At 62.0% G+C, this 25,021-nt stretch carries 21 protein-coding genes and 1 pseudogene; 14 read left to right on the top strand and 8 right to left on the bottom strand.

Going from position 1 to position 25,021, the window contains the following annotated elements:
• Positions 1–152, top strand: a pseudogene (locus EIC84_RS26430) (allantoinase); the annotation flags it as partial.
• Positions 153–544: 392 nt separating this feature from the next.
• Positions 545–1,009 (top strand): bacterioferritin, encoded by a 465-nt coding sequence (gene bfr, locus EIC84_RS23635; protein ID WP_003063542.1) that lies wholly within the window; start codon positions 545–547, stop codon positions 1,007–1,009.
• Between the two features lie 384 nt (positions 1,010–1,393).
• Here bfr and EIC84_RS23640 read toward each other — a convergent pair whose 3' ends face one another.
• A complete protein-coding gene (locus tag EIC84_RS23640) occupies positions 1,394–2,074 on the bottom strand; it encodes a 7-cyano-7-deazaguanine/7-aminomethyl-7-deazaguanine transporter (RefSeq protein ID WP_003063549.1) in 681 nt (226 codons plus the stop codon).
• Positions 2,075–2,320: 246 nt separating this feature from the next.
• Positions 2,321–2,743: a hypothetical protein gene (locus EIC84_RS23645; RefSeq protein ID WP_034361706.1), complete on the bottom strand. Its 423-nt coding sequence runs from the start codon at positions 2,741–2,743 to the stop codon at positions 2,321–2,323.
• Positions 2,744–2,883: 140 nt separating this feature from the next.
• On the opposite strand from EIC84_RS23645, the gene EIC84_RS23650 reads away from it, so the two are divergent.
• Positions 2,884–3,723 (top strand): helix-turn-helix domain-containing protein, encoded by an 840-nt coding sequence (locus EIC84_RS23650; protein WP_050788942.1) that lies wholly within the window; start codon positions 2,884–2,886, stop codon positions 3,721–3,723.
• Positions 3,724–3,805: 82 nt separating this feature from the next.
• On the opposite strand, the gene acnB is transcribed toward EIC84_RS23650, so the two are convergent.
• From acnB to EIC84_RS23675, 5 genes are all read right to left on the bottom strand, one after another.
• Complete coding sequence (gene acnB / locus EIC84_RS23655; protein WP_003063559.1) at positions 3,806–6,391, bottom strand: bifunctional aconitate hydratase 2/2-methylisocitrate dehydratase; 2,586 nt, start codon at positions 6,389–6,391, stop codon at positions 3,806–3,808.
• Positions 6,392–6,488: 97 nt separating this feature from the next.
• Entirely contained in the window at positions 6,489–7,061 is a 573-nt protein-coding gene (locus EIC84_RS23660) for a hypothetical protein (RefSeq protein WP_003063562.1), read from the bottom strand.
• A gap of 31 nt (positions 7,062–7,092) precedes the next feature.
• Entirely contained in the window at positions 7,093–8,097 is a 1,005-nt protein-coding gene (locus EIC84_RS23665) for a CoA ester lyase (RefSeq protein WP_003063564.1), read from the bottom strand.
• Positions 8,094–8,918 carry a trans-aconitate 2-methyltransferase gene (gene tam / locus EIC84_RS23670; RefSeq protein WP_003063566.1) on the bottom strand — a complete coding sequence of 275 codons (825 nt, stop codon included), beginning with the start codon at positions 8,916–8,918 and terminating at the stop codon, positions 8,094–8,096. Before tam ends, EIC84_RS23665 begins: the two co-directional genes overlap by 4 nt.
• A gap of 14 nt (positions 8,919–8,932) precedes the next feature.
• Positions 8,933–9,922: a malate dehydrogenase gene (locus tag EIC84_RS23675; RefSeq protein WP_003063568.1), complete on the bottom strand. Its 990-nt coding sequence runs from the start codon at positions 9,920–9,922 to the stop codon at positions 8,933–8,935.
• Between the two features lie 230 nt (positions 9,923–10,152).
• Here EIC84_RS23675 and EIC84_RS23680 point away from each other — a divergent pair, with 230 nt between their 5' ends.
• From EIC84_RS23680 to EIC84_RS23715, 8 genes are all read left to right on the top strand, one after another.
• A complete protein-coding gene (locus tag EIC84_RS23680) occupies positions 10,153–10,944 on the top strand; it encodes a GntR family transcriptional regulator (RefSeq protein ID WP_003063570.1) in 792 nt (263 codons plus the stop codon).
• 146 nt (positions 10,945–11,090) lie between these two features.
• Positions 11,091–11,516, top strand: a complete 426-nt coding sequence (gene sdhC, locus EIC84_RS23685; protein ID WP_003063573.1) for a succinate dehydrogenase, cytochrome b556 subunit — start codon at positions 11,091–11,093, stop codon at positions 11,514–11,516.
• A gap of 41 nt (positions 11,517–11,557) precedes the next feature.
• Positions 11,558–11,923, top strand: a complete 366-nt coding sequence (gene sdhD, locus EIC84_RS23690) for a succinate dehydrogenase, hydrophobic membrane anchor protein (protein ID WP_003063575.1) — start codon at positions 11,558–11,560, stop codon at positions 11,921–11,923.
• A 33-nt stretch (positions 11,924–11,956) separates the two neighbouring features.
• Positions 11,957–13,762, top strand: a complete 1,806-nt coding sequence (sdhA, locus tag EIC84_RS23695; protein WP_003063577.1) for a succinate dehydrogenase flavoprotein subunit — start codon at positions 11,957–11,959, stop codon at positions 13,760–13,762.
• Between the two features lie 27 nt (positions 13,763–13,789).
• Entirely contained in the window at positions 13,790–14,494 is a 705-nt protein-coding gene (locus tag EIC84_RS23700) for a succinate dehydrogenase iron-sulfur subunit (RefSeq protein ID WP_003053210.1), read from the top strand.
• Positions 14,494–14,787, top strand: a complete 294-nt coding sequence (locus EIC84_RS23705; RefSeq protein ID WP_003053208.1) for a succinate dehydrogenase assembly factor 2 — start codon at positions 14,494–14,496, stop codon at positions 14,785–14,787. The genes EIC84_RS23700 and EIC84_RS23705 overlap by 1 nt, the downstream gene beginning before the upstream one ends.
• Before the next feature lie 30 nt (positions 14,788–14,817).
• Complete coding sequence (locus EIC84_RS23710) at positions 14,818–16,128, top strand: citrate synthase (protein ID WP_003063579.1); 1,311 nt, start codon at positions 14,818–14,820, stop codon at positions 16,126–16,128.
• Between the two features lie 260 nt (positions 16,129–16,388).
• Entirely contained in the window at positions 16,389–16,793 is a 405-nt protein-coding gene (locus EIC84_RS23715) for a nuclear transport factor 2 family protein (protein WP_171832534.1), read from the top strand.
• Between the two features lie 23 nt (positions 16,794–16,816).
• On the opposite strand, the gene EIC84_RS23720 is transcribed toward EIC84_RS23715, so the two are convergent.
• Positions 16,817–17,812: a quinone oxidoreductase gene (locus tag EIC84_RS23720; protein ID WP_003063582.1), complete on the bottom strand. Its 996-nt coding sequence runs from the start codon at positions 17,810–17,812 to the stop codon at positions 16,817–16,819.
• 124 nt (positions 17,813–17,936) lie between these two features.
• Here EIC84_RS23720 and EIC84_RS23725 point away from each other — a divergent pair, with 124 nt between their 5' ends.
• From EIC84_RS23725 to EIC84_RS23735, 3 genes are all read left to right on the top strand, one after another.
• Positions 17,937–19,229, top strand: coding sequence for a DEAD/DEAH box helicase (locus EIC84_RS23725; protein WP_003063583.1), 1,293 nt, complete (start codon positions 17,937–17,939; stop codon positions 19,227–19,229).
• 365 nt (positions 19,230–19,594) lie between these two features.
• On the top strand, positions 19,595–20,116 hold the full coding sequence (locus EIC84_RS23730) for a hypothetical protein (protein ID WP_003063585.1): 522 nt from the start codon (positions 19,595–19,597) through the stop codon (positions 20,114–20,116).
• A 107-nt stretch (positions 20,117–20,223) separates the two neighbouring features.
• A complete protein-coding gene (locus tag EIC84_RS23735; protein ID WP_003063587.1) occupies positions 20,224–25,020 on the top strand; it encodes a DUF3320 domain-containing protein in 4,797 nt (1,598 codons plus the stop codon).
• The last annotated feature ends 1 nt before the right edge of the window (position 25,021 follow it).

Raw genomic sequence — 25,021 nt, forward strand, 5'->3', positions numbered from 1 at the left:
GCCGACTGCTGGGCCGTCCCGGCCGGATTACAGCGCTGCAGCGCTTCCTCGACCACATCCAGAAGCACGACAACGTGTGGGTGTGCCGCCGTATTGATTTGGCTCGTCACTGGGCCGAGCGTTTCCCCTGCAAGGAAGCAGTCTCGGCCTGACTGTACGTTCCGAGAACCCCAGGAGATTGAGGAAGGCAAGCTAGGCACTCGATTTTTCGAGACATCATCGCAGCCAATTGCAACTAGTGCGGCCCTGCATCCCTGCCCTGTGGGCAGGAGTAGCCTCTGTGGAGGCTTGCCAAGTGCGCCAAGTGCTGTCCCTGCTTTGCCGTTGATCGGTCCATGCTGACCAAAAGTGCTGGGTGCTATCGCCATCCCTTGCGAGGAATCGGACGAACGCGATCAGCCTCGATACGCACCAAGCAATGCGAATGCATCTGCTTACAGCCCGCATCCAGAGCGCGTGCGCTCGGGAATTGATAGCTGCCTTTGATTCCCGAAGCCGGTCGCGAGATACTTCAGGCTTCGAAAACTCACCGAGAACAACAACTATGCAAGGCCATCCCGAAGTCGTCGACTACCTCAAGGACCTGCTTCGCGGCGAGCTCGCGGCGCGCGACCAGTATTTCGCCCACTCGCGCATCTATGAAGACCAGGGGTTCGCCAAGCTCTTCACGCGCCTGGACCACGAGATGCAGGAAGAAACCCAGCACGCCGACGCACTGCTGCGCCGCATTCTGATGCTGGGCGGCCGCCCCGACATGCGTCCCAAGGAATTCACGCCCGGCGAGACCGTTCCCGAGATGTTGCGCAAGGACCTGGACACCGAATACGAAGTCCGTGCCGGCCTGCAACAAGGCGTGGCGCTGTGCGAGCAGCACCGCGACTATGTGAGCCGCGACATCCTGCTGGCCCAGTTGCACGATACCGAGGAAGACCACGCCTACTGGCTGGAAAAGCAGCTGGGACTGATCGACAAGATCGGACTGCAGAACTATCTGCAAAGCCAGACCTGAGCCCAGCAACGCAGCGCGGAAAAATACCGAGGCCGTCCTTGATAGACGGCCTTTTTCATGGACTCGAGGCGGGCTCAAAAACCATAGTCATCACCCTTGGCGGCAAAGCGGCCTTCGCCAGATTGTCGATCTTGCAAGGCTCGCCTGACCCCATCTTCTGGAACGAGGCTCCACCAAGATTCACGCCCTTGTGACATCCCATTGACTCGTTGACAAACGACAAGTCAGAGCCCCCGGGCGACTCGGCCATCACCGGATGTCATACGGGACTGCCGCTCTTCGTCTCCAACCAGGCACAAGCTGCGGCTGCCAGCAGGACCTGGCGAAGCAAATGCACATGTCGGACAGGCCCCTGCACCCGGGCCTGCCCTGCACGCCGCATCCTCAGCGGATTGCCGTTGCGGGCATGACCTGTACCTTCATGCTGCGCACAATGGCCGCCAGCACCACGCCATAGGCGGGAACAAACAGCAGTAGACTCACACCCAGCTTGATGACATAGTCGACCATGGCGATTTCCACCCAGTTGGCCGCCATGAAGGCATCGGAGCTATTCCAGAAGGCGATCGAGAAAAAGGCTGCGGTGTCCAGCACCTGGCCGAACACCGACGCGGCCGCCGGAGCCAGCCACCAGGAATGGCTTTTCTGGCGGATGCGGTCGAAGACCTGAATATCCAGCAACTGGCCCAGCACATAGGCGGCAAAACTGGCCAGTGCAATGCGGAACACAAAGCCGTTGAAGCTTTGCAGCGCTTCCCAGCCATTGAAGCGGCCTTCGTGGAACAGCACGCCCACCACATAGGACACTACCAGCGCAGGGAGCATGGCACGCATGATGACGCGTCGCGCCGCAGTCTTGCCGATCAGGCGTACGGTCAGATCGGTAGCCAGAAAGATGAACGGAAAGCTGAAGGCGCCCCAGGTGCTGTGAAAGCCCAGCAGCGTGATGGGCAGTTGCACCAGGTAGTTGCTGGCGATGACCAGCGCGATATGGAAGGCGACGAGAACGGAGAGATAAAACGGCACGCGCGACGCTTGCGTCTGCACGGCATGAGCGGATGTCATGACAGTCCTTTTTGGTCGATGGGGGCGAGGGAACCCATGGTTGCGAAGAGTGCGCCAGCGCGGCGCAACCGTGAATTTTATGCTGTACGGAATTATCTCTGCCTCCCCCGGCCCGCTTATCCGCCCGGACACATGGCGGATATAAGAAAAAGCATAGCTTGTAGCGACTGCCAATCCATGTTTTCAGCAATAAATCAGTCTGCTTTCAAAGAATGACAGGCGCTAGCTGATATTTTTTTGATTCATTCAAAGCGCGAGCTGCGCCTCCTGCCGGGCCGCATGGCGAGAGGCACGCAGCCCTGCCCACTGCAGATCGGCCAGGACCAGCACCACGACGGCCTGCGCCGCCACCCAGGCCAGACCCCAGGCACTGAGCGCCAGGCCGGAGCCAAACACCAGGACCGCGCAGCCCAGCGCCCAGCCCAGATTGCCAAGAGCCACCAGACCGATCAGCGTGCGCGGCAGTGGCTCGCGACGCGCCATCCAGGCTGCGGCCGATGCATAGGCCAGCAAGAAAAGACCCGTTGCCGTCAGCAGGAAAGGCGGCAGCCCCGTCAGATCGGCCAGTGGCCGCTGCAAGGCCAGTTGCAGTGCACCCGTGGCGGCGCAGGAGGCCGCATCGGCACACATCACAAGACGCAGAAACCGGGGAGAAGCAAAAATGGACATGGAAAACTCCTGTTCTATGACGAAGGTCTTGCGGCCGGCCCTGTGCCGGCTGCTGGGGCCCATGATTGCCATCCGCTCGCACAGCGTCGATAACCTCGCAGGTCATGGCCTGCTGTCCGGCCTGCCACTACGATGCGGGCATGAACTCCAGCACCTCCCCCTCTTCTTTTCATGCCGCTCATAAGCCGCCTGGTGCACTCGCGCCGTTTGGCGACCACCTGCGCCACTGGCGCCAGCACCGCCGGCTGAGCCAGCAAGGGCTGGCGCTGGAAGCCGAGATTTCGACACGCCACCTGAGCTATGTGGAAACAGGCCGCGCCCAGCCCAGCCGCGAGATGGTGCTGCGGCTGGCCGAGCGCCTGTCGGTGCCGCTGCGCGAGCGCAATGCACTGCTGGTGGCTGCGGGCTTTGCGCCCATGTACCAGGCCCGTCCCCTGGACCACCCCGATCTGGCGGCCGCGCGCCAGGCAGTGGAGCTGGTGCTCAAGGGCCACGAGCCCAGCCCGGCCCTGGCCGTGGATAGACACTGGAATCTGGTGGCCACCAATGCCGTCGTGCCGCTGCTGCTGGACGGCGTGGCGCCCTGGCTGCTGGAGCCACCCGTGAATGTGCTGCGCCTGAGCCTGCACCCCGAGGGGCTGGGCCCACGCCTGGCCAACTCCGCGCAATGGCGTGCCCATTTGCTGCACCGCCTGCAGCAGCAGATCGCCGCCACGGCAGACAGCGAGCTACAGGCACTGCATGACGAAATCGCAGCCTATCCGTTCGCCGAGGACAAGGACTCCCCTCTGCCTAGCCCCATCGCCGTGCCCTTCGAATTGCACACCCATCTGGGCACACTGAGCTTCATCAGCACCATCACCATCTTCGGCACGCCCGTGGACGTGACGCTGCAGGAGCTGGCCGTCGAATCCTTCTTCCCGGCAGATGCCGAGACACAGCGGGCGCTGCAACGGCTGCAGGCCAGGCGCAGGGCCTGAAAAGCAAAAAACCCGCAGGACTTGCATCCTGCGGGCTTCTTAGCAAGGCCCTTGAAGGCCCTGTCATCTGGCGCCTGAGCGCTTAGATCTTGGCCGCCACTTCAGCGTACTCGGCGATTTCGTTGAAGTTCATGTAGCGGTAGACGGAGGCCTTGTCGGCATCGATCACGCCCATTTCCTTCAGATACTCTTCCTTGGAAGGCAGGTAACCCAGACGCGAAGCGATGGCTGCCAGTTCGGCCGAGCCCAGATACACGTTGGTGTTCTTGCCCAGACGGTTGGGGAAGTTACGAGTGGAAGTCGAGATGACAGTCGCACCTTCACGCACTTGAGCCTGGTTACCCATGCACAGCGAGCAGCCGGGCATTTCTGTACGGGCACCGGCAGTGCCGAAGGCAGAGTAGTGACCTTCCTTGATCAGCTCGTCCTGGTCCATCTTGGTGGGAGGAGCCACCCACAGCTTGACGGGGATGTCGCGCTGGCCGCCCAGCAGCTTGGCTGCAGCGCGGAAGTGACCGATGTTGGTCATGCAGGAGCCGATGAAGGCTTCGTCGATCTTGGCGCCGGCCACGTCAGACAGGGTCTTGGCATCATCAGGATCGTTGGGGCAGCAAACGATGGGTTCCTTGATGTCGGACATGTCGATTTCGATGACGTGAGCGTACTCAGCGTTCTTGTCGGCTTCCAGCAGGTCTGGCTTGGCCAGCCAGGCTTCGACCTTTTCGATACGGCGCTGCAGAGTCTTGGCGTCGGCGTAACCGTCAGCGATCATGTTCTTCATCAGAACAATGTTCGATGTCAGGTATTCCTTGATGGGCTCGGGGTTCAGCTTGATCGTGCAACCGGCGGCGGAACGCTCGGCAGAAGCGTCAGACAGTTCGAACGCTTGTTCAACCTTCAGATCTGGCAGACCTTCGATTTCCAGGATGCGACCCGAGAATTCGTTGATCTTGCCGGCCTTGGCCACGGTCAGCAGACCTTGCTTGATGGCGTACAAGGGAATTGCGTGCACCAGATCGCGCAGGGTCACGCCTGGCTGCATTTCGCCCTTGAAACGCACCAGCACCGATTCGGGCATGTCCAGAGGCATCACGCCAGTAGCAGCGCCGAAGGCCACCAGGCCGGAGCCTGCGGGGAAGGAGATGCCGATGGGGAAACGGGTGTGCGAGTCGCCACCAGTACCCACGGTGTCGGGCAGCAGCAGGCGGTTGAGCCAGCTGTGGATCACGCCGTCACCAGGACGCAGGGCCACGCCGCCGCGGTTGCTGATGAAGTTGGGCAGTTCGCGATGGGTCTTCACGTCCACGGGCTTGGGGTAAGCCGCTGTGTGGCAGAAGGACTGCATCACCATATCGGCGGAGAAGCCCAGGCAGGCCAGATCCTTGAGCTCGTCGCGAGTCATGGGGCCGGTGGTGTCCTGCGAGCCGACGGTGGTCATGCGAGGTTCGCAGTAGGTACCAGGGCGCACGCCCTGACCTTCGGGCAGACCGCAGGCGCGGCCGACCATCTTCTGGGCCAGTGTGAAGCCAGCCGTGGAAGCGGCAGGAGCCTGGGGCAGGCGGAACTCGGTGGATGCGGGCAGACCCAGGGCTTCGCGAGCCTTGGCGGTCAGCGAACGGCCGATGATCAGGTTGATACGACCACCTGCTTGCACTTCGTCCAGCAGCACGTCGGACTTGAGCTGGAAGTCAGCCACGGTTTCGCCGTTCTTGACGATCTTGCCGGCGTAGGGCAGCACGTCGATCACGTCGCCCATTTCCAGCTTGGAAACATCGACTTCGATGGGCAGGGCGCCGGAGTCTTCTTGCGTGTTGAAGAAGATGGGAGCGATCTTGCCGCCCAGCGTCACGCCGCCAAAGCGCTTGTTGGGAACAAAGGGAATGTCCACGCCCGTGCCCCAGATGATGGAGTTGGTGGCGGACTTGCGCGAAGAACCGGTACCGACCACGTCGCCCACATAGGCAACCAGGTGGCCCTTCTTCTTCAGGTCTTCGATGAACTGCATGGGGCCACGCTTGCCGTCTTCTTCGGGCTTGAACGCCGCGTCGGGACGCGTGTTCTTGAGCATGGCCAGGTAGTGCAGAGGAATGTCGGGACGGCTCCAGGCATCGGGAGCGGGCGACAGGTCGTCGGTATTGGTCTCGCCGGGCACCTTGAAGACGGTGACGGTGATCTTTTCCTCGACCTTGGGACGCGAAGTGAACCACTCGGCATCGGCCCAGCTTTGCATCACTTCCTTGGCCTTGGCATTGCCGGCCTTGGCCTTGTCGGCCACGTCATTGAAGAAGTCGAACATCAGCAATGTCTTCTTCAGCGCATCGGCAGCCACGCCAGCCACTTCGGCATCGTCCAGCAGCTCGATCAGGGGGTGCACGTTGTAGCCACCCACCATGGTGCCCAGCAGCTCGGTGGCCTTGGCCTTGGAGATGAGACCCACCTTCAGGTCGCCGTGAGCCACGGCAGCCAGGAAGGAAGCCTTGACCTTGGCTGCATCATCCACACCGGGCGGCACGCGATGGGTCAGCAGATCCATCAGGAATGCATCTTCACCGGCGGGTGGATTCTTGATCAGCTCGATCAGGTCTGCGACCTGCTTGGCATCCAGAGGCAGCGGGGGGATGCCAAGTGCGGCGCGTTCTGCCACATGGTCACGGTAGGCTTTCAACATGGGTTCTCTCCAATGGTTTTTTGAAAAAGGCTGCGCGTGGAGCGCGAATTACAGGACTGGCGCATGTGCGATACGCCAGTCCTCAGCCTCGCCAGACTTATTTGCTGTCCAGCAGGCTGGGAGGTGGGTTCTTGCGGATGGCTTCGGCCACTTGCTGCTGCTCGGGGCTCATGCACTCATCCGCCAGACGCTGGCCGGCCTTCTGGTTCATCAGCATGGACTTGTTGGCGATCTGCAGCCACACGGCGCCAGCTGCCTTGTCTTCCAGGCGCACGGTGCCGGTGGAAGTCTTGACGGGAGACATGTGGTACTTGAAGCCACGGCCGTCCACGATGAAGTAACCGGGGTTGGCTGCGTCGGCGTTCACGTTCACATAGGCGCCCAGCTCGCAGGCAATGCGGCCCTTGTGCACGCGCTCGGCCACGGCCAGCTCTTCCGTGCCCAGTGCGGCGGAAGCCGGGCCGGCGGCCACGACGGCGGCAGCACCCGCGCCACCTGCAGCTACGGCAGCGGCAGCCTTGCCCTTCTTGGAAGTAGTGGTGGCCTTCTTGGCGGCGGGAGCCTTCTTGGCGGCGGCCGCCTTGGCCTTGGGTGCGGTTTCTGCCACGGCAGAGTGGCTGATTGCGACCAGGGGAGCGGCAATCATCAAAGTGGCGATCAGGGTCTTCATAGGAATTAGCTCCTGCAGACTTGTTATGAGTTCAACGGATTGAGGCCGGGGCAAACCAGGGTTGAACTTCAACCGGCAAGACCTGCCCCGTCTGGTGAGCGCGCTCCAGCAACTGCCAAAAATAGCGGTAGCTCGCGCGGTCGTGTAGTACACCACCAAAACTGATGGGCGCCCAATTCTGCACCGCTGCAGAGGTAAGTATTTGTGCCGCCTGTAGAACTTCGTCTTCTGCTGGCGCAAATGCACGCAGAATCGGGCGAATCTGGTCAGGATGAATGCTCCACATGCGCGTGTAGCCAAGCTCACGCGAGGCTTTTTGCGCACAAGCCCCCAAAGCATCAGGATTCTTGAATTCCGTGACCACGCAGTGCGACGGCACCTTGCCGTGGGCATGGCAGGCTGCCGCGATCTCGAGCTTGGCACGAACCACCAGGGGATGCTCGAACTGGCCCTGTGCCGTCATGGCGGAAGCCGGGATGGCGCCACCGTGAGCCGAGACAAAATCCATCAGCCCGAAAGAGATGCTCTGCACGGCCGGATGTGCGGCGATGTCGAAGGCCTGCTGCACAGCAGCAGGAGACTCAATCAAGACATGCAGCGGCACACGCTTGTCTGTCGCGCGTTGCAGGGCTGCTTCGGCCTTGATGACGTCATCCACCGACTCCACCTTGGGAATCATGATGTGGCAGAGTTTGTCTGCCGCCCCGCCGGCAATGATGTCCATGTCTGCCTGGAAATGTGCATGCTCCACCGCATGCACCCGGGCCGCCACGCGCGCGCCTTGAGCCGCTCCATTCGCCAGCTCGACCACCAGACGCGCGTGCTCGGCCTCCTGACCGACGGGAGCTCCGTCCTCGCAGTCCAGCGTCACATCGAACACGCAGGTACCGAACTCCTGCATCATCTCGGCCTGCAGTTGCAGGCTTTTGCGCATGCGCGCTTCCACGCCGCTGTAGTGATCGCAGACGGGCAGACGCTGAGCGCCACCCTGAGCATCGAGAAGCACGGTGGCGGGATGAACCAGTTCTTTCGTCATGACTTGCGCTGAGCCACCATGAAAAGTCGGGGAAAAGCCAGCAGACGCTTGCCGTCAGCTCGCTCCGGATACGCCGCATCGATGCGGCTTTGATACTCGGTCAGGTACTCGGCTTGCAGCTCCCGGGGCAAACCTTCCACGAAAGGCTTGAGGCCCGTGCTGCTGAGCCACTGCACAATCGCTGCGGCCGAGTCCATGGGATGCTGATAGACGGTGTGCCACACATCGACGCTCGCAGCCTCATTGGCGGGAGACGCCGGCTGAGGCGCTGCCAGCAGGTCGTAATACACCCCTATGGGCAAAATCTCGGTACGCACCTTGCTCGCGTCCCCGATATGCGCCGCAAACCGGGGCAGTTGGGCGACTTCGCGCATGTTTCGGTGCGAGGGTTCCTGACGGTTGTCAGGCATCTGCACGGCCAGCACGCCACCGGGCGCCAGCAAGGAAAACAGACGGGGAATCAGGCTCTCATGCCCGCCCACCCACTGGATGGAGGCATTCGCATAGATCAAATCAGGTGCTGACTCACCTTCAGCAGGTGCCCAGGAGGCAATATCACCGGCCTCGAACCTGGCCTGCGGCAACTGCTTGCGCGCAGTCTCCAGCATGGCTTCGGAATTGTCGACACCGAGCACATCGGCGCCGGGGAAACGCTCCACCAGAAGTTCGGTGGAGTTGCCCGGCCCGCAGCCCAGATCCACGATGCGGAGGCTGCGAGCGGGTGAATGCAAGCTGGAAGGTACTCTTGCCAGCAGTTCTGCCGCAGGGCGCGTGCGCTCATTGGCAAAGCGCAGATACAGCGCGGGGTTCCAGTCTTGCATAGGTTTTGCGCTGATTACAGCAGGTGCTTGACGCCGTCCTGCTCGCCTTGCAGCTCAGCCAGAGTCTTGTTGATGCACTCTTGCGAGAAGGCATCGATTTCCAGACCTTCGACGATCTTGTATTCGCCGTCAGCCGTGGTGGTCACGGGGAAACCGAACACGATACCGGCGGGGATGCCGTACTCGCCGTTGGAAGGCACGCCCATGGTGACCCATTCGCCGTTGGAGCCCAGGGCCCAGTCACGCATGTGATCGATGGCAGCGTTGGCAGCCGAAGCAGCCGACGACAGACCGCGAGCAGCGATGATAGCGGCGCCGCGCTTGCCCACGGTGGGCAGGAACACGTTGGCATTCCATTCCTGGTCGTTGATGGCTTCCTTCACGGACTTGCCGTCCACGGTGGCGAAGCGGTAGTCGGCGTACATGGTGGGCGAGTGGTTGCCCCACACGGTCAGCTTCTTGATGTCGCCGACCTTGAAGCCGCCCTTGGCAGCCAGCTGGGAAGCAGCGCGGTTGTGGTCCAGGCGCAGCATGGCGGTGAAGTTCTTGGCGGGCAGATCGGGAGCCGACTTCATGGCGATGTAGGCGTTGGTGTTGGCGGGGTTGCCGACCACCAGAACCTTGACATTGCGCGAAGCCACGGCGTTCAGAGCCTTGCCCTGGGCGGTGAAGATCTGGGCATTGGCAGCCAGCAGGTCAGCACGTTCCATGCCGGGGCCACGAGGACGGGCGCCCACCAGCAGAGCGTAGTCGGTGTCCTTGAAGGCGGTCATGGGGTCGGCGTGGGCTTCGATGCCGGCCAGCAGGGGGAAGGCGCAGTCTTCCAGCTCCATGATCACGCCCTTCAGAGCGTTTTGAGCCTTTTCGTCGGGGATTTCCAGCAGTTGCAGAATAACGGGCTGATCTTTACCCAGCATTTCGCCGGAGGCGATGCGGAACAACAGGGCGTAACCGATTTGGCCAGCTGCGCCGGTAACGGCGACACGGACGGGCTTCTTGCTCATGGTGAAACTCCAAGATTGGAAAAAAGTGAGATGTTATGGGCGCCAGGTTGCACCAGCGTAACCACCAGTAGCGCAAGCTCCGCAAACATGCGGCAAGTGTACTGCCGAAATCAAAGCCCGGTCAATTTGTCTTATGTCTTATATAAGATATGATCTTCACTTAGCGACCAGAGTCAAATCGACTGTTTTTTGTGCATCGCATCGCGGAGGCGATACCTTCAAAACCAACTATGCCCAGCCCCCACAACACAGCCCCGGACAACAACGCCAGCCATAGCGGTGGTGCCGGCGTCTCCACCCCAGCCTTCAGCCCTCTGTACCAGCAGATCAAGGGCCTGATCCTGCAAAGTCTGGAAGCTGGCGAATGGCGCCCCGGAGAACTGATCCCCAGTGAAATGGAGCTGGCAGCCCGCTTCAAGGTCAGCCAGGGCACGGTGCGCAAGGCAATCGATGAACTGGCTGCCGAAAACCTGGTCATGCGCCGCCAGGGCAAAGGCACGTTTGTGGCCACTCACGCTGCCCAGCAGGTGCAGTACCGCTTTCTGAATCTGCGACCCGATGCCGGCGACCTGCAGGGCGAAGGCCGCGCAGAGCGCCACATCCTCGAGTGCCGCCGCCTGCGCGCGCCTGCCGAAGTGGCCCGCGCCCTGGCCCTGCGCACCGGCGACGCCGTGATGCATGTACGCCGCACCCTGTCCTTTGCCGCAATCCCGACTATTTTGGAGGACATCTGGCTGCCTGGCAACGCCTTCAAGGGGCTGACGACCGAACAGATGTCCAACTACCAGGGCCCGACTTACGCCATGTTCGAACTCGACTATGGCGTGCGCATGGTGCGGGCCGACGAGAAAATTCGCGCCGTTCTGCCGGATGCCGAGCAAGCCCAGTTGCTGAACATTCCCAGCACCACGCCGCTGCTCAGCGTGGAGCGAACTGCTTACACATACAACGATGTTCCCATGGAGTTACGACGCGGCCTGTACCGCACCGACACCCATCATTACCGCAATGCATTGAACTGAATCCCCCCGTAAAAGCGTTGATTGCAACAGAGCCCAATCATCTGCTATGCAAATTCGGCTAACGGATTCTGCTGCATTGCAATAGAATTTTGTGTCGCTTCGCACTAGCGATTACAACGCAGTTACATCCACGAAAGTACCCTGCCATGACAGAGCAAAAAGCAAAACAGCGGCCAGAGTTCCGCAATATCAACTTCTTCTCGGACCTACCGACCTATCGCCTGCCCCTGGCAGGCATTGTGTCCATTCTGCACCGCGTCAGCGGCCTGCTGATGGCGATCCTGCTGCCGTTCATCATCTGGATGTTCGACAACTCGATCTCGTCGGAAATTTCGTTTGATTCCTTCACGTCGGTATTCGCAGGTCCCTTTGGCTGGTTTGCCAAGCTCGTCTGCCTGGCACTGATCTGGGCCTATCTGCACCACTTCTGCGCAGGTGTCCGCCATCTGGTGATGGACGTGAACCACCACGCCGTGAACAAGCAGACCGGCAAGTCCACCGCCGCCGTCGTTCTGTGCATCAGCGTTGCCCTGACCGTGGTGCTTGGCGCCAAGCTGTTCGGCCTGTACTGATCAGCGCCCAGTCAATAACACCTCACGATAAGGAAACAACCATGTCCGTGAATTACGGCTCCAAGCGCACCGTTGTCGGTGCGCACTATGGCACCCGCGACTTTCTGGCTCAACGCTCTACCGCCGTCCTGATGGCGCTGTACACCGTTGTGCTGCTGGTGCGCTTTCTGACGGTCGGCGGCCCCGTGGGCTACGAGCAGTGGGCCGGCATTTTTGCTCCCCAGTGGATGAAGTTTCTGACCCTGGCCCTCTTCGTGGCTCTGGGCTGGCATGCCTGGATCGGCGTGCGTGACATCTGGATGGACTACGTCAAGCCCGTGGGCCTGCGCCTTGCACTGCAAGTGGTCACCATTGTCTGGCTGGTCGGCTGCATCGGCTGGGGCATCCAGGTTCTGTGGCGTCTCTGATTGAGACACAGTCTCCACGATTGAAGGTTAAGAATGAGCTACTCCAAAGCAAATATCACCAAGCGCAAGTTTGACGTCGTGATCGTCGGTGCCGGCGGCTCCGGCCTGCGCGCTGCGCTGGAACTGTCGCGCGCCGGTCTGTCCGTCGCCTCGCTGTCCAAGGTTTTCCCCACTCGCTCGCACACTGTGGCTGCCCAGGGCGGCGTGTCCGCTTCGCTGGGCAATATGAGCGAAGACAACTGGCACTATCACTTCTACGACACCATCAAGGGCTCCGACTGGCTGGGCGACCAGGACGCCATCGAGTTCATGTGCCGTGAAGCGCCGAACGTCGTGATCGAGCTCGAGCACTTCGGCATGCCTTTCGACCGCAATGCCGACGGCACCATCTACCAGCGCCCTTTCGGCGGCCACACCGCCAACTACGGCGAAAAGCCCGTGCAACGCGCCTGCGCCGCTGCTGACCGTACCGGTCACGCCATGCTGCACACGCTGTACCAGCAGAACGTCAAGTCCAAGACCAACTTCTTCGTGGAGTGGATGGCGCTGGACCTGATCCGCAACACCCAGGGCGATGTGGTCGGCGTGACCGCACTGGAACTGGAAACCGGCGATCTGTACGAGCTGCACGCCAAGGCCGTGCTGCTGGCCACCGGCGGTGCCGGTCGCATCTTCCAGGCTTCGACCAATGCCTTCATCAACACCGGTGACGGCCTGGGCATGGCTGCTCGCGCCGGCATTCCTCTGCAGGACATGGAGTTCTGGCAGTTCCACCCCACCGGCGTGGCCGGTGCCGGCGTGCTGCTGACCGAAGGCTGCCGCGGCGAAGGCGCTATTCTCTTGAATAGCGAAGGCGAGCGCTTCATGGAGCGCTACGCTCCCACGCTGAAGGATCTGGCACCGCGTGACTTCGTGTCGCGTTCGATGGACCAGGAAATCAAGGAAGGTCGCGGCTGCGGTCCCAACAAGGACTACATCCTGATGAAGCTGGACCACCTGGGTGCAGAAACCATCCGCAAGCGTCTGCCTTCCGTGGAAGAAATCGGCCACAACTTCGCCAACGTGGACATCACCAAGGAACCCATTCCCGTGGTTCCCACCATCCACTACCAGATGGGCGGCATCCCGACCAACATCAACGGTCAGGTCGTGGTCTGGGACGGTCAGCAGAACAATGTGGTCAACGGCCTCTACGCCGTGGGCGAATGCTCGTGCGTGTCCGTGCACGGTGCCAACCGCCTGGGCACCAACTCGCTGCTGGACCTGCTGGTCTTCGGCAAGTCTGCCGGCAAGCACATCGTGGAATTCGTCAACGGCTTCGGCGCTCACCACGAAGTGCCTGCCGACGGCGCCGAGCGCACCCTGGCCCGCCTCAACCAGCTGCAAGACTCCAAGGACGGCACTTACGCCCAGGACGTCGCCGGCGAGATCCGTCAATCCATGCAGACTCATGCTGGCGTGTTCCGCACGCAAAAGAGCATGGACGAAGGCGTGGAAAAGATCAACGCGATCCGCGAGAAGGTCGGCTCCGTGACCCTGAAGGACAAGTCCATGGTGTGGAACACCGCTCGCATGGAAGCCCTGGAAGTGGACAACCTGATCGAAGTGGCACAAGCCACCATGACCTCGGCCGCAGCCCGCAAGGAATGCCGTGGCGCACACACCGTGTACGACTACGAGCACCCTGCCGACCACGCCGAATTCCCCCTGGGCCGCAACGACAAGGAATGGCTCAAGCACACACTGTGGGACAGCGCGACCAACAGCCTGACCTACAAGCCTGTGAACCTCAAGCCCCTGACCGTTGCCAGCGTTCCTCCCAAGGTCCGCACGTTCTAATTCAGCAGCCCACGAGAGAAGATCAAAATGAAGCGCACATTCAAAATCTACCGCTACGATCCGGACAAAGACGCCAAGCCCTACATGCAAACAGTGCAAGTGGAGCTGGACGGTCACGAGCGCATGCTGCTGGACGCCCTGGTCAAGCTCAAGGCCATGGACCCCTCCATTGCCTTCCGTCGCTCCTGCCGTGAAGGCGTGTGCGGCTCCGACGCGATGAACATCAACGGCAAGAACGGTCTGGCCTGCCTGACGAACATGAACACCCTCAAGGGCGACATCGTTCTCAAGCCCCTGCCCGGCCTGCCCGTCATCCGCGATCTGATCGTGGACATGACCCAGTTCTTCAAGCAGTACCACTCGATCAAGCCTTACCTGCAAAGCGATGTCTACGCATCGCCCAGCAAGGAGCGCCTGCAGTCGCCCGAAGAGCGCGAAGAGCTCAACGGCCTGTACGAGTGCATTCTGTGCGCCAGCTGCTCCACCAGCTGCCCCTCGTTCTGGTGGAACCCCGACAAGTTCGTGGGCCCGGCCGGTCTGCTGCAGGCTTACCGCTTCATCGCGGACAGCCGCGACACAGCCACGGGCGAGCGCCTTGACAATCTGGAAGATCCTTACCGCCTCTTCCGCTGCCACACCATCATGAACTGCGTGGACGTGTGCCCCAAGCACCTGAACCCCACCGCAGCCATTGGCAAGATCAAGGAGCTGATGGTTCGTCGAACCGTCTGATGCTGATGACGAATACTCTGCTCGACGAACGTGAGCGCGACCTGCTGAGGTGGCGCAGCCGCCGTGGTCTGGTTGAGAACGATCTGTTCATCGAGCAGTTCTTCGCCACCTACGGAAGCCAGCTCACGCGGAGACACGCGACTGGCCTGTCTGCCTTGATGGATCTGGCAGACAACGACCTGATGGATCTTTTCTTGCGTCGCAAGGAACCTGAAGGACAACTCGATACCCAAGAAGTCAGGGAAGTGCTGGAGATGGTGCGCAAGCGCCAGCCCGGTAACTGTCCCCAGTAGGCTAGGCAAACTAGAGAAGGAAGTTTGGAAATGAAACTCGCTGACAACAAAGCAACGCTGTCTTTCAGCAATGGCGCTCCCAGTGTGGAAATGCCGGTGTACCAGGGCAATATCGGCCCGGATGTGATCGACATCCGCAAGCTCTATGCCCAGACTGGCATGTTCACGTATGACCCGGGCTTCCTCTCTACCGCCGCCTGCCAATCCGCCATCACCTACATCGATGGCGACAAGGGCGAGCTGCTGTACCGCGGCTACCCCATCGAACAACTGGCCAAGAACTGCAACTTCCTGGAAACCTGCTACCTGCTGCTGTACGGGGAACTGCCCAACGAGAAGGAAAAGGCCAACTTCGAAGAGCTGGTGACCAAGCACACCATGGTCAACGAGCAGATGCAGTTCTTCCTGCGCGGCTTCCGTCGTGACGCTCACCCCATGGCCGTGCTGACCGGTCTGGTGGGCGGCATGTCGGCCTTCTACCACGACAGCACCGACATCACCAACCCAGAGCACCGCAACATCGCTGCGATCCGCCTGATCGCCAAGATGCCTACGCTGGTCGCCATGGCATACAAGTACGGTATGGGCCAGCCCTACATGTACCCCAAGAACGACCTGTCGTATGCCGGCAACTTCATGCGCATGATGTTCGGCAACCCTTGCGAAGAGTACAAGGTCAACCCCGTGGTTGAGCGCGCTCTGGACCGCATCTTCATCCTGCACGCCGACCACGAGCAAAATGCCTCGACCTCCACCGTGCGTCTGTGCGGCTCTTCGGGCACCAACCCCTTCGCCGCCATCTCCGCTGGCGTGGCCTGTCTGTGGGGCCCTGCCCACGGCGGCGCCAACGAGGCCTGCCTGAACATGCTGGAAGGCATCCAGGCCAATGGCGGCATCGAAAAGGTCGGCGAGTTCATGGAGCAGGTCAAGGACAAGACCAGCGGCGTGAAGCTGATGGGCTTTGGCCACCGCGTCTACAAGAACTACGACCCCCGCGCCAAGCTGATGCAGGAAACCTGCAACGAAATCCTGGCCGAACTGGGTCTGGAAAACGATCCCCTGTTCGCCCTGGCCAAGAAGCTGGAAAAGATTGCCCTGGAAGACGACTACTTCGTCCAGCGCAAGCTCTACCCCAACGTGGACTTCTACTCCGGCATCGTGCAGCGCGCCATCGGCATCCCCGTCAACCTGTTCACCGGCATCTTCGCTCTGGCCCGTACCGTGGGCTGGATCGCTCAGCTCAACGAACAAATGGCCGACCCCGAGTACAAGATCGGCCGTCCCCGCCAGCTGTTCACCGGCTCCGTGTCGCGCGACGTCAAGCCTATCGCTCAGCGTTGATCGGCACACCCAGGCCCGGATTTCCGGGTCTCAGGGTGGCAAAAAGCCCGCAGACTGCAAAGTCCGCGGGCTTTTTTACGTCCCCCCCGATCTCAGCTTTGGTAAAACCATAGCTGGTTACGCAAGACACAGGTCGATTTCAAGTGTGAATCATCTCAGTATCCATTGATACAAAGCGCTAGCCGCTATAGAAATTTATAAATCTATCCACATCAGAAATGCGGAGCGAGCCCGGAATCGGCTCTTCTATACTGGTCTTCATGCACGCAAAACGACAACGCAATCTGGAGCTGGCCCATGCCGTGCTCGACTGGAACCAGCGCCACCTGAACCGTCACACCACGCTGAGCCGCGAGCAGGTCGCCGAATGCTTTGCCGAGCAATTCGTGGTCGAGCCCAACGGCCGCCACTATGCAGCGGACCTCGAGAGCTATCGCGAATTTCTCGAAGGCATGAAGCAGGACATGGAAGGCATTCGCTACGACATCCGGCACACCACGGCCGACGAGGACTCCGTGGTCTTTTCCATGGATGTCTGCATCACCAAGGCCGATGGCAGCGCCCAGCACTTTGTCGCCATGCTGCTCATGCGTTTTGACGAACACGAAAAAGTCAGCCTATGGCGAGAGGTCTATCTGCCACGCCCCCAAGCCGGCGCGCAGTAAGACCGCTACCGCAGATAGCCCCTTCAAGGCACGAGCAAAATCGGCTGCTGGGCTCCATGCGCTTCCAGCTGCCGGTGGGCCTGCGCGGCATCGGCCAGCGCAAACTCCTGCGGCTCGCCCATGCGGAAATGCTTTTTGCGCAGCGCCTCGAACAGGCGCACGGCCATGGCATCGCGCTCTCTGGGCTTTTTGACGAAGTGAAACACCATGGGCCGGCACACGCTGTTCGACTTCGCGGCTAGACGCGCAATCTCCAGCGGCGGCACCGGACCGGAAGACTGCCCGTACATCACCAACTGGCCGCCGATGCCCAGACTGGCCAGCGAGGCATCGAAACTGTCCTTGCCCACGCCGTCATAAGCCACATCCACGCCTTCGCCGCCGGTCAACTGCTGCACACGCACAGCCACATCCTGGGCGCCCACGCCGCGATAGCGGATCACCTCCACACAACCGGCCTGGTCGGCCTTTTTTGCCGTGGCATCGCTGCCCGCCGTGCCGATCACCATGGCCCCCAGTTGCGTTGCCCACTGGCTCAGGATCTGCCCCATGCCGCCACCGGCGGCCTGGACCAGGATCCGCGATCCCTGGCCTACCCGGGCCACCCGGTGCAGCAGCACATCGGCCGTCAGCCCGCGCAGCAGGCTGGATGCGACCAGCGCGTCGCTGAGGTCATCGGGCACGGCAATCAGCTCGTCGCCCGCAATCACGCGCTCGGCGGCGTAGATGGCATAGGCGCCAGAGACATAGCAGACCCGGTCGCCGGGTCTGAAGCGAGTCACGCCCTCCCCCACTTCGGCCACTACTCCCACGGCTTCGATGCCGGGCGTGCCCGGCAGCGCCAGCGTCTTGTACAGCCCGGAGCGCACATAGATATCGTGAAAGTTCACACCAATGCGCGTGTGTCGCACGCGCACCTGTCCAGCCGTCAGCGGCAGCGAAGCGACCGAGGCGATCTGCAGAACCTCGGGGCCTCCGTATTCCGTCATGACAACGGCTTGATGCGTGATCTGACTCATGGCTGATGCTCCTTGCGGGTTGTAATCCTGCGAATGTAGCCTGCGCCGCGCTTGTCCCTGCGCCTCGCTGCGACGCGGCAATTCCCGCACAATGCGCCTCCTGCACACCGCTATTGATTCTTCTATGTCTTTTGCCCCCCTAGGCCTGCGCGCCGAGCTTCTGGATGCCACACTCGACCTGGGTCTGCGCGACGCGACGCCGATTCAGACCGAGGCCATCCCCGCCGTGCTGGCCGGACGCGATCTCTGGGCCTGCGCGCCCACGGGCTCGGGCAAGACCATGGCCTATCTGCTGCCCCTGCTGCAGGCCTGGCTGGCGCAAAAGCGCGGCCACACCGGCTTTGTGCGGCCTCTGGCCACCCTGATTCTGGTGCCCACGCGCGAGCTGGCCCTGCAGGTTCATGAAAGCCTGAACGACATCACACGCCAGTTGCGTGAGCAACCACGCAGCCGCGTGGTCTATGGCGGTGTCTCCATCAACCCGCAGATGATGCAGCTGCGTGGCAGCGCCGACTTTCTGGTCGCCACGCCGGGCCGCCTGCTGGATCTGGTGGAGCACAATGCCGTGCGCCTGAACGCGGTGCAGCATCTGGTTCTGGACGAGGCGGATCGCCTGCTGGACCAGGGCTTTGCCGAAGAACTCAACCGCGTGCTGGCCCTGCTGCCCGCCAAACGGCAGACCCTGCTGCTCTCGGCCACCTTCCCGCAGAACGTGGAGGCGCTGGCCACCCGCCTGCTGCACGATCCCGTTCGGGTGCAGGTCGATGCCGACCAGGCCGCCGAGCATTCGACCAGCCCCGAGAACATCAGCCAGCGCGCCATTGCCGTGGACGGCCCCCGCCGCACCCAGTTGCTGCGCCAGCTCGTCAAACAAGGCGAGAACCAGCCCGAATGGGAGCGAGCCCTGGTCTTTGTCGCCAAGCGCCACACTGCCGAAATGCTGGCCGACAAGCTCTACAAGGCGGGCATCTACGCCACCACCTTCCACGGCGATATGAGCCAGGGTGCGCGCAAGGACGTGCTCGACCAGTTCAAGGCCAAGCGCTGGCAACTGCTCATCACCACCGACCTGGCCGCGCGCGGCATCGATATCGCACAGCTGCCCACGGTCATCAACTACGACCTGCCCCGCTCGCCCGCCGACTATATTCATAGAATTGGCCGCACGGGCCGTGCAGGGCATGCCGGTTGCGCCATCACTTTTGTAAGCCCCGCCGACACCGCACACTGGAAACTGATCTGCAAGCGCAATCAGCTGGAAATCGATCTGGAGCAAATCCAGGGCTTCGAGCCTACCGAAGCCGTCCCGCCACCGCCGGTCGCGCAGGACGGCAACGGCGGCATCAAGGGCCGCAGACCCAGCAAGAAGGACAAGCTGCGCGCTGCTGCAGCCGCAAAGCAGCAGCCAGCCGATTAAGCTGCCGCGCAAGGCCGAGAACTCCCTCGCCTCAGCTCATCAAAAAGGCCGCCCCTGCGGCCTTTTTTGCGTCTGACAGAGACCGCCTTCAACCTGGCCGGACGCAGCCGCACCCTCTTCCTGCCGCTTTTTCGACAGAGAAATCCCCAAATCCTCATAAGTCCAATTGAAGTTCAATCACCGATAGATAAGAACTATTCTTACATCAACCACATCGATAGTCATAGACATTAGGAAACATGGTTTACATGAATTTTTTAAATAAAAATCGATAAGCCAGGTCCCTTGGCAGCACTGCGAACGCGAGCCAAGGATGTCACTGACCTGTCTGCATGCGCCTGTGAAGCGATGCGGGGGGAACGGCAATGAAATCGTTGAAAGCACTGGCAGGGTTGACCATCGTCATTGCCTGCTCCGCAGTCCAGGCCGACGAAGCCGATCAGTCTGCCGAGACCACTCAGCCCGTCGAGGTCAATCAGTCTGCCCAGGTCAGCCAGGCAGCGGGCGCATGGCATATCAATCTGCACACGGTCAGCCACCATTTCAGCGAACGGAAACGTGGCAAAACATGGAACGAGGAAAACCTGGGCCTGGGTATCAGACGAGAGTTTTCCAGCAATTTCTCCGTGCAGGCCGGCTTCTATCGCAACAGTATCGACCGCTGGAGCACCTACGCCATAGGCGAGTACACGCCGCTGACTTTTGGCAATCTGCACTCTGGCGTTTATGCCGGCTTGCGCACCAACTACACACGCCCCGTCATGGCAGCCGCCGGAGCCCTGGTGCGCTGGCAGGGTGAGCGTTACAGCGTTACGGTCCGCGCTGCACCAAAGACCTGCGGCCAATGCTCAGCTTTCATTGCGCTCGAGTTCGGCTGGAAACTGTGATCAATTTGTAAAACGGGTACGGAACCGCAGTGCATACATTGCCAATCAGCGTTGGCAGCACCAGAGAGCACGCTAAAGTGCCAGCTCACTGTGCTTTTTGATGCCCCATGCACGCAGACTCGAATTCCGCCCTCATCACCCGCCAGCTCGAAAAAAGCCGCCAGGCGCTGCTGGACCTCTCCACACGCAACCGGCTGCTGAGCCTGCCTCAGGCCGCCACGGCACGCGTGCTGCATTTTGCGGATGAACGCACGGACGAGGTCTATCGCCTGCTGGCGGGCGAAAGCAAAGCCATGAGCTTTGCGCCGGCAAAGGCCGAGGAGGAGCAAGCGGCCGCAGCCCCTGCAGAGGCCCAGGAGACACAGACCACCCTCGCCCTGCCCCAGCCCGAAGAAAGCGTCGACGAGCAGCTCGATGCGCGCGGTGTGGCCCAGCGCCATCGTGACCTGAAATTGCAGACGCGCCTGTCCAGCGAGAAGCTGCAGCGCCGGCTGCTGGACATGTATTCCGATGCCCGCACCTTTATCGAGGAACAGGGCGTCAACATCTTGTTTCTGGCGCTGGGTCAGCTGCAATGGTTCGACCGCAATGCCCCCGACAAGCCGCGTTTTGCACCGCTGATTCTGCTGCCCGTGGCACTGGAGCGCAAAAGCGCGGCCGAGCGCTTCACCCTGTCCTGGTTGCAGGAAGATGCGGCGGAGAACCTGTCGCTGGCGGCCAAGCTCAAGGCCGACTTTGGCCTCGAGCTGCCCGAATTCAATGCCGGCGACGACTTCGACCCCCGCGCCTATCTGGCCGCGGTCGCCGCCATGGCTGCGGCCCAGCCCGGCTGGCAAGTGCTGCCCGACGCCATGACGCTGGGCTTCTTCAGCTTTGCCAAGTTCCTGATGTACCGCGATCTGGACACTGCGACCTGGCCGCCGGAAAAGTGGCTCGACCAGCAGGCGCTGATTGCCGCCGCGCTGCAGGACGGCTTCGAGGCACGCGAACATCTGTTCCCCGAAGACGCCGATGTGGACCAACTGATCCCCGTGGACAGCCAGCGCCATGTGGTCGATGCGGACAGCTCGCAGTCACTGGCCATCGAAGCCGTGCGCCGCGGCGAGAACCTGGTCATTCAAGGCCCGCCGGGCACGGGCAAGTCCCAGACCATCACCAACGTGATTGCAGCGGCGATTGCCGACGGCAAGAAAGTGCTGTTCATCTCAGAGAAGATGGCCGCACTGGAGGTGGTCAACCGCCGCCTCAAATCCGTGGGCCTTGGTCCTGCCTGTCTGGAACTGCACAGCCACCATGCCAACAAGCGCAAGGTGCTGGAGGAACTCAAGGCCACGCGCGATCTGGGCAAACCGCGTGTGGAGCACCGCGAGCAAATCATCCATGAGCTGAGCAACGTGCAGCAGCAGCTCAACGCACACAGCCGGACCATGCATCAGGCGCTGGCGCCCTGCGCACTCACGCCCTATCAGATCCTGGGCCAGCTGGCGCGGCTGGATACGGTGCAGATCGCGCATCTGCCCGATCTGCTGCAAGGCACACAGAACTGGTCACCCGAGGACTTTCATTCACGCCAGCAGATTGTCGAAGCACTGCGCCAGGCGGTGTCCAAGGTGAGCCCGGTGGCCAGGCACCCGTGGCGCGGCGTATGCCATCCGGCGCTGCTCAAGCTGGATGCGCAACGCTTTGCCCAGCAACTGCCGAAGCTGCAAGCAATGCTGGCCCGGTTGCAGCAGGATGCTGAGCTGCTGGCGCAATCCCTGAGCGCGCCGGCGGCACAGACTCTGCAGACTCTGCATGAGCAGATCACTCTGGCGCAGCAGCTCGCCAGTGCCCCGTCCATAGACCGGCAGGCCGTCGCCAACAGTATCTGGGATCAGGGCCTGGGCCAGCTGCACAAGCTGGTGGAATGCGGCACACGGTTCAGCCTGAAGGCACAGAACCTGGGTAGCAGCTTTGCCGAATCCGCCTGGACGGCGGACTGGAGTGCCCCACGCCAGAGCATCGCAGCATATGGCGACTCGCTGTTTCGCATTTTCAACAGCGGCTACCGCGCGGCGATTGCCAACCTCAAGGGCCAGCTGAAAACGACATTGCCGAGCTCACGGGCAGAGCGTCTGAACCTGCTCGACAGCCTGATCGAAGCCCAGCAACTGCGCCAGAACCTGGGCCAGCAGCAGACCCTGGGGACAGATGCCTTTGGCAGCCTGTGGCTGGACGAGCAAAGCGACTGGGCGCAACTGCAGGCCGTGCTGGGCTGGATGGCCGGCCCCGACGGACAGGGCCGCAGTGCCGCCTTTCGCCAGCTCTATGCCCAGCTGCCATCGCCCGCACATTGCGCGGACCTGGCCGCCCGGGCCAGTGCCTCGCTGCAGGCATTCGAGGATGCTGCGCAAAGCTTGCTGGACGGCTACCGGCTCGAGACGCAGGAAGCCTTTGGCGCCACCAATCTGGCCCGCATCCCGCTGACCGACTTTGGCGAGCGCCTTGCACAATGGGTCGCCGAGCCCAACGCCTTGCTCGACTGGACCTCGTACCACGCCACCCGTGAGCAGGCGCGTGCGGCCGGCATGGCCGTCCTGGTGCAGCAGCTCGAGAATGAATCCATTGCACAAGGAGCCCTGCCCGCCATCTTCGAGCGCGCTTGTTACGAAGCGCTGCTGCGTCAGGCCACCCAGGCTCACCCCGAGCTGGTCGCCTTCAACGGCGATCAGCACAGCCAGAAAGTGCGCCAGTTCCGGGCGCTGGATCTGGAGCGCATCGAACTCGCGCGCGCCCAGTCGGCACTCTCGCATTACGAGCAGGTGCCACGCAGCGCATCCGGCATGGGCCCGCTTGGCGTGCTCAATGGCGAGATTGCGCGCAAGCGCGGCCATATGCCGCTGCGCAAGCTTTTCAAGCTCGCAGGCGAAGCCGTCCAGGCCATCAAGCCCGTGTTCATGATGAGCCCGCTGTCCGTGGCCCAGTTTCTGGAGCCTGGTGCGGTCGAGTTCGATCTGCTGGTGATTGACGAAGCCAGCCAGATCGAGCCCGTGGATGCGCTGGGCGCCATCGCCCGCTGCAAGCAGCTGGTAGTGGTGGGCGACGACCGCCAGCTGCCGCCCACGCGCTTTTTCTCGCGCATGACCAGCGAACAGGACGAGCTCGACGACGAGGACGAGAATGGGGACGCCAGCCAGCTCATCGCCGGAGCAGCCGATGTGGAGAGCATTCTGAGCTTGTGCCTGGCCAAGGGCATGCCCCAGCTCATGCTGCGCTGGCATTACCGCAGCCGCCACCAGTCGCTGATTGCGGTGTCCAACCAGCAGTTCTACAACAGCAGCCTTTACGTCGTACCCAGCCCCTACACGGCCCGCTCGGGCATGGGACTGCGCTTTCACCATCTGCCCGAAGGCCGCTTTGACAGCGGCGCCAGCCGCATCAACCGCATCGAGGCCCAGACCATTGCGCGCGCCATCATGCAGCACGCACAGCAGTCGCCGCAGCTCAGCCTGGGCGTGGCCGCTTTCTCGCTGCAGCAAAAAGTCGCCATCCAGGACGAGCTGGAACTGCTGCGTCGCCAGCAGCCCGAGGCAGAGTCCTTTTTTGTCGCCCATCCCAACGAACCCTTCTTCATCAAGAACCTGGAAAACGTGCAGGGCGACGAGCGTGATGTGATCTTCATCTCGGTGGCCTATGCGCGCAACGCGCAAGGCTATCTGCCCATGCGCTTCGGCCCGGTGAGCGCCGATGGCGGCGAGCGCCGCCTGAACGTGCTGATCTCGCGCGCCAAGCAACGCTGCGAGGTGTTTTCGTCCATCACCGCCGACGATATCGATCTGGAACGCGGCAAGGGCAAGGGCGTGGCTGCGCTCAAGGTATTCCTGCAATACGCGGCCACCGGTCAGTTGGCCCTGGCCGGCATCAGCGGACGCGATCTGGAGTCGCCGCTCGAAGAAGATGTGTACGAAGCGCTGACGGCCCAGGGTCTGCAGGTGCAGACGCAGATCGGCATTGCGGGCTTCTTCATCGATCTGGCCGTGGTCGATCCAGAGCAGCCGGGCCGCTATCTGCTGGGCATCGAGTGCGACGGCATGAGCTATCACCACAGCCGCTCTGCGCGCGACCGCGACCGCCTGCGCCAGTCCGTGCTGGAGAGCCAGGGCTGGACGCTGCTGCGCATCTGGGGCTGCGACTGGTTCCGCCAGCCGCGTGCCCAGACCGAGCGCGTCCTGGCCGCCGTCGAAGCTGCCAGGCAGCGCAAACAGGCCGAACCAGTTCAGCCGGTAATGGCCACCCATCAGTCACAGACAGCCACAGAAGTCATAGAACGCGCAGCACGGTCCGATGCCGGAAGCGCCGAGAAGGAATCGGCCGCCGGCCCTGACGACAGCCTCTACCAGGAAGCCCGCTTTGCCGTTCCCTCCGGAGAACTGCACAGCCAATCCACCGCAAAGCTGGCCCAGCTGATGCACCAGGCAGTGGAGCTGGAAGGACCGATTCATTTCGACGAACTGGTCACTCGCATGCGTACGCTTTGGGGCCTGCAACGCGCCGGCAGCCGCGTGCGCGATGCGCTGGAGCAGGCACGCCAATCGCTGCTGGCCGATGAGGCACTGGCCGCAGAGGGAGAGTTTCTCGACCTGCCGGGACGAGCGGTGCGGGTACGCAATCGCGCAGAGGTAGGCTCGGCCAATCTGCGCCGCATCGATTGCCTGCCGCCAGCCGAGATCCGTGCAGCGATTGCTCTGGCCCTCAGGAGCAGCCTGGGCGGCCAGCGCGAGGAACTGCCCGTTGCTGTGGCCCGGCTGCTGGGCCTGAGCGCTGTCACCGCGCCGGTACGCGAGCTGGTGCTGACGCAGCTCGATGCGCTGCATGGCAGCGGCGCCGTGGCATTCAACGGGACGCTGTATCGACTGCCGACCTGAG

The sequence above is a fragment of the Comamonas sp. A23 genome (genome assembly GCF_004522605.1).
GTDB lineage: Bacteria > Pseudomonadota > Gammaproteobacteria > Burkholderiales > Burkholderiaceae_C > Comamonas > Comamonas thiooxydans.

Coding starts and splice junctions, on each gene's coding strand:
- EIC84_RS23645 (WP_034361706.1), bottom strand. CDS start 2,743: ATGTCCATTTTTGCTTCTCCCCGGTTTCTGCGTCTTGTGATGTGTGCC.
- EIC84_RS23665 (WP_003063564.1), bottom strand. CDS start 8,097: ATGACGAAAGAACTGGTTCATCCCGCCACCGTGCTTCTCGATGCTCAG.
- EIC84_RS23735 (WP_003063587.1), top strand. CDS start 20,224: ATGCACGCAGACTCGAATTCCGCCCTCATCACCCGCCAGCTCGAAAAA.
- EIC84_RS23675 (WP_003063568.1), bottom strand. CDS start 9,922: ATGAGCAAGAAGCCCGTCCGTGTCGCCGTTACCGGCGCAGCTGGCCAA.
- sdhD (WP_003063575.1), top strand. CDS start 11,558: ATGTCCGTGAATTACGGCTCCAAGCGCACCGTTGTCGGTGCGCACTAT.
- EIC84_RS23725 (WP_003063583.1), top strand. CDS start 17,937: ATGTCTTTTGCCCCCCTAGGCCTGCGCGCCGAGCTTCTGGATGCCACA.
- EIC84_RS23730 (WP_003063585.1), top strand. CDS start 19,595: ATGAAATCGTTGAAAGCACTGGCAGGGTTGACCATCGTCATTGCCTGC.
- acnB (WP_003063559.1), bottom strand. CDS start 6,391: ATGTTGAAAGCCTACCGTGACCATGTGGCAGAACGCGCCGCACTTGGC.
- EIC84_RS23715 (WP_171832534.1), top strand. CDS start 16,389: ATGCACGCAAAACGACAACGCAATCTGGAGCTGGCCCATGCCGTGCTC.
- sdhC (WP_003063573.1), top strand. CDS start 11,091: ATGACAGAGCAAAAAGCAAAACAGCGGCCAGAGTTCCGCAATATCAAC.
- sdhA (WP_003063577.1), top strand. CDS start 11,957: ATGAGCTACTCCAAAGCAAATATCACCAAGCGCAAGTTTGACGTCGTG.
- EIC84_RS23700 (WP_003053210.1), top strand. CDS start 13,790: ATGAAGCGCACATTCAAAATCTACCGCTACGATCCGGACAAAGACGCC.
- EIC84_RS23680 (WP_003063570.1), top strand. CDS start 10,153: ATGCCCAGCCCCCACAACACAGCCCCGGACAACAACGCCAGCCATAGC.
- EIC84_RS23650 (WP_050788942.1), top strand. CDS start 2,884: ATGAACTCCAGCACCTCCCCCTCTTCTTTTCATGCCGCTCATAAGCCG.
- EIC84_RS23710 (WP_003063579.1), top strand. CDS start 14,818: ATGAAACTCGCTGACAACAAAGCAACGCTGTCTTTCAGCAATGGCGCT.
- EIC84_RS23720 (WP_003063582.1), bottom strand. CDS start 17,812: ATGAGTCAGATCACGCATCAAGCCGTTGTCATGACGGAATACGGAGGC.
- tam (WP_003063566.1), bottom strand. CDS start 8,918: ATGCAAGACTGGAACCCCGCGCTGTATCTGCGCTTTGCCAATGAGCGC.
- EIC84_RS23705 (WP_003053208.1), top strand. CDS start 14,494: ATGCTGATGACGAATACTCTGCTCGACGAACGTGAGCGCGACCTGCTG.
- EIC84_RS23640 (WP_003063549.1), bottom strand. CDS start 2,074: ATGACATCCGCTCATGCCGTGCAGACGCAAGCGTCGCGCGTGCCGTTT.
- EIC84_RS23660 (WP_003063562.1), bottom strand. CDS start 7,061: ATGAAGACCCTGATCGCCACTTTGATGATTGCCGCTCCCCTGGTCGCA.
- bfr (WP_003063542.1), top strand. CDS start 545: ATGCAAGGCCATCCCGAAGTCGTCGACTACCTCAAGGACCTGCTTCGC.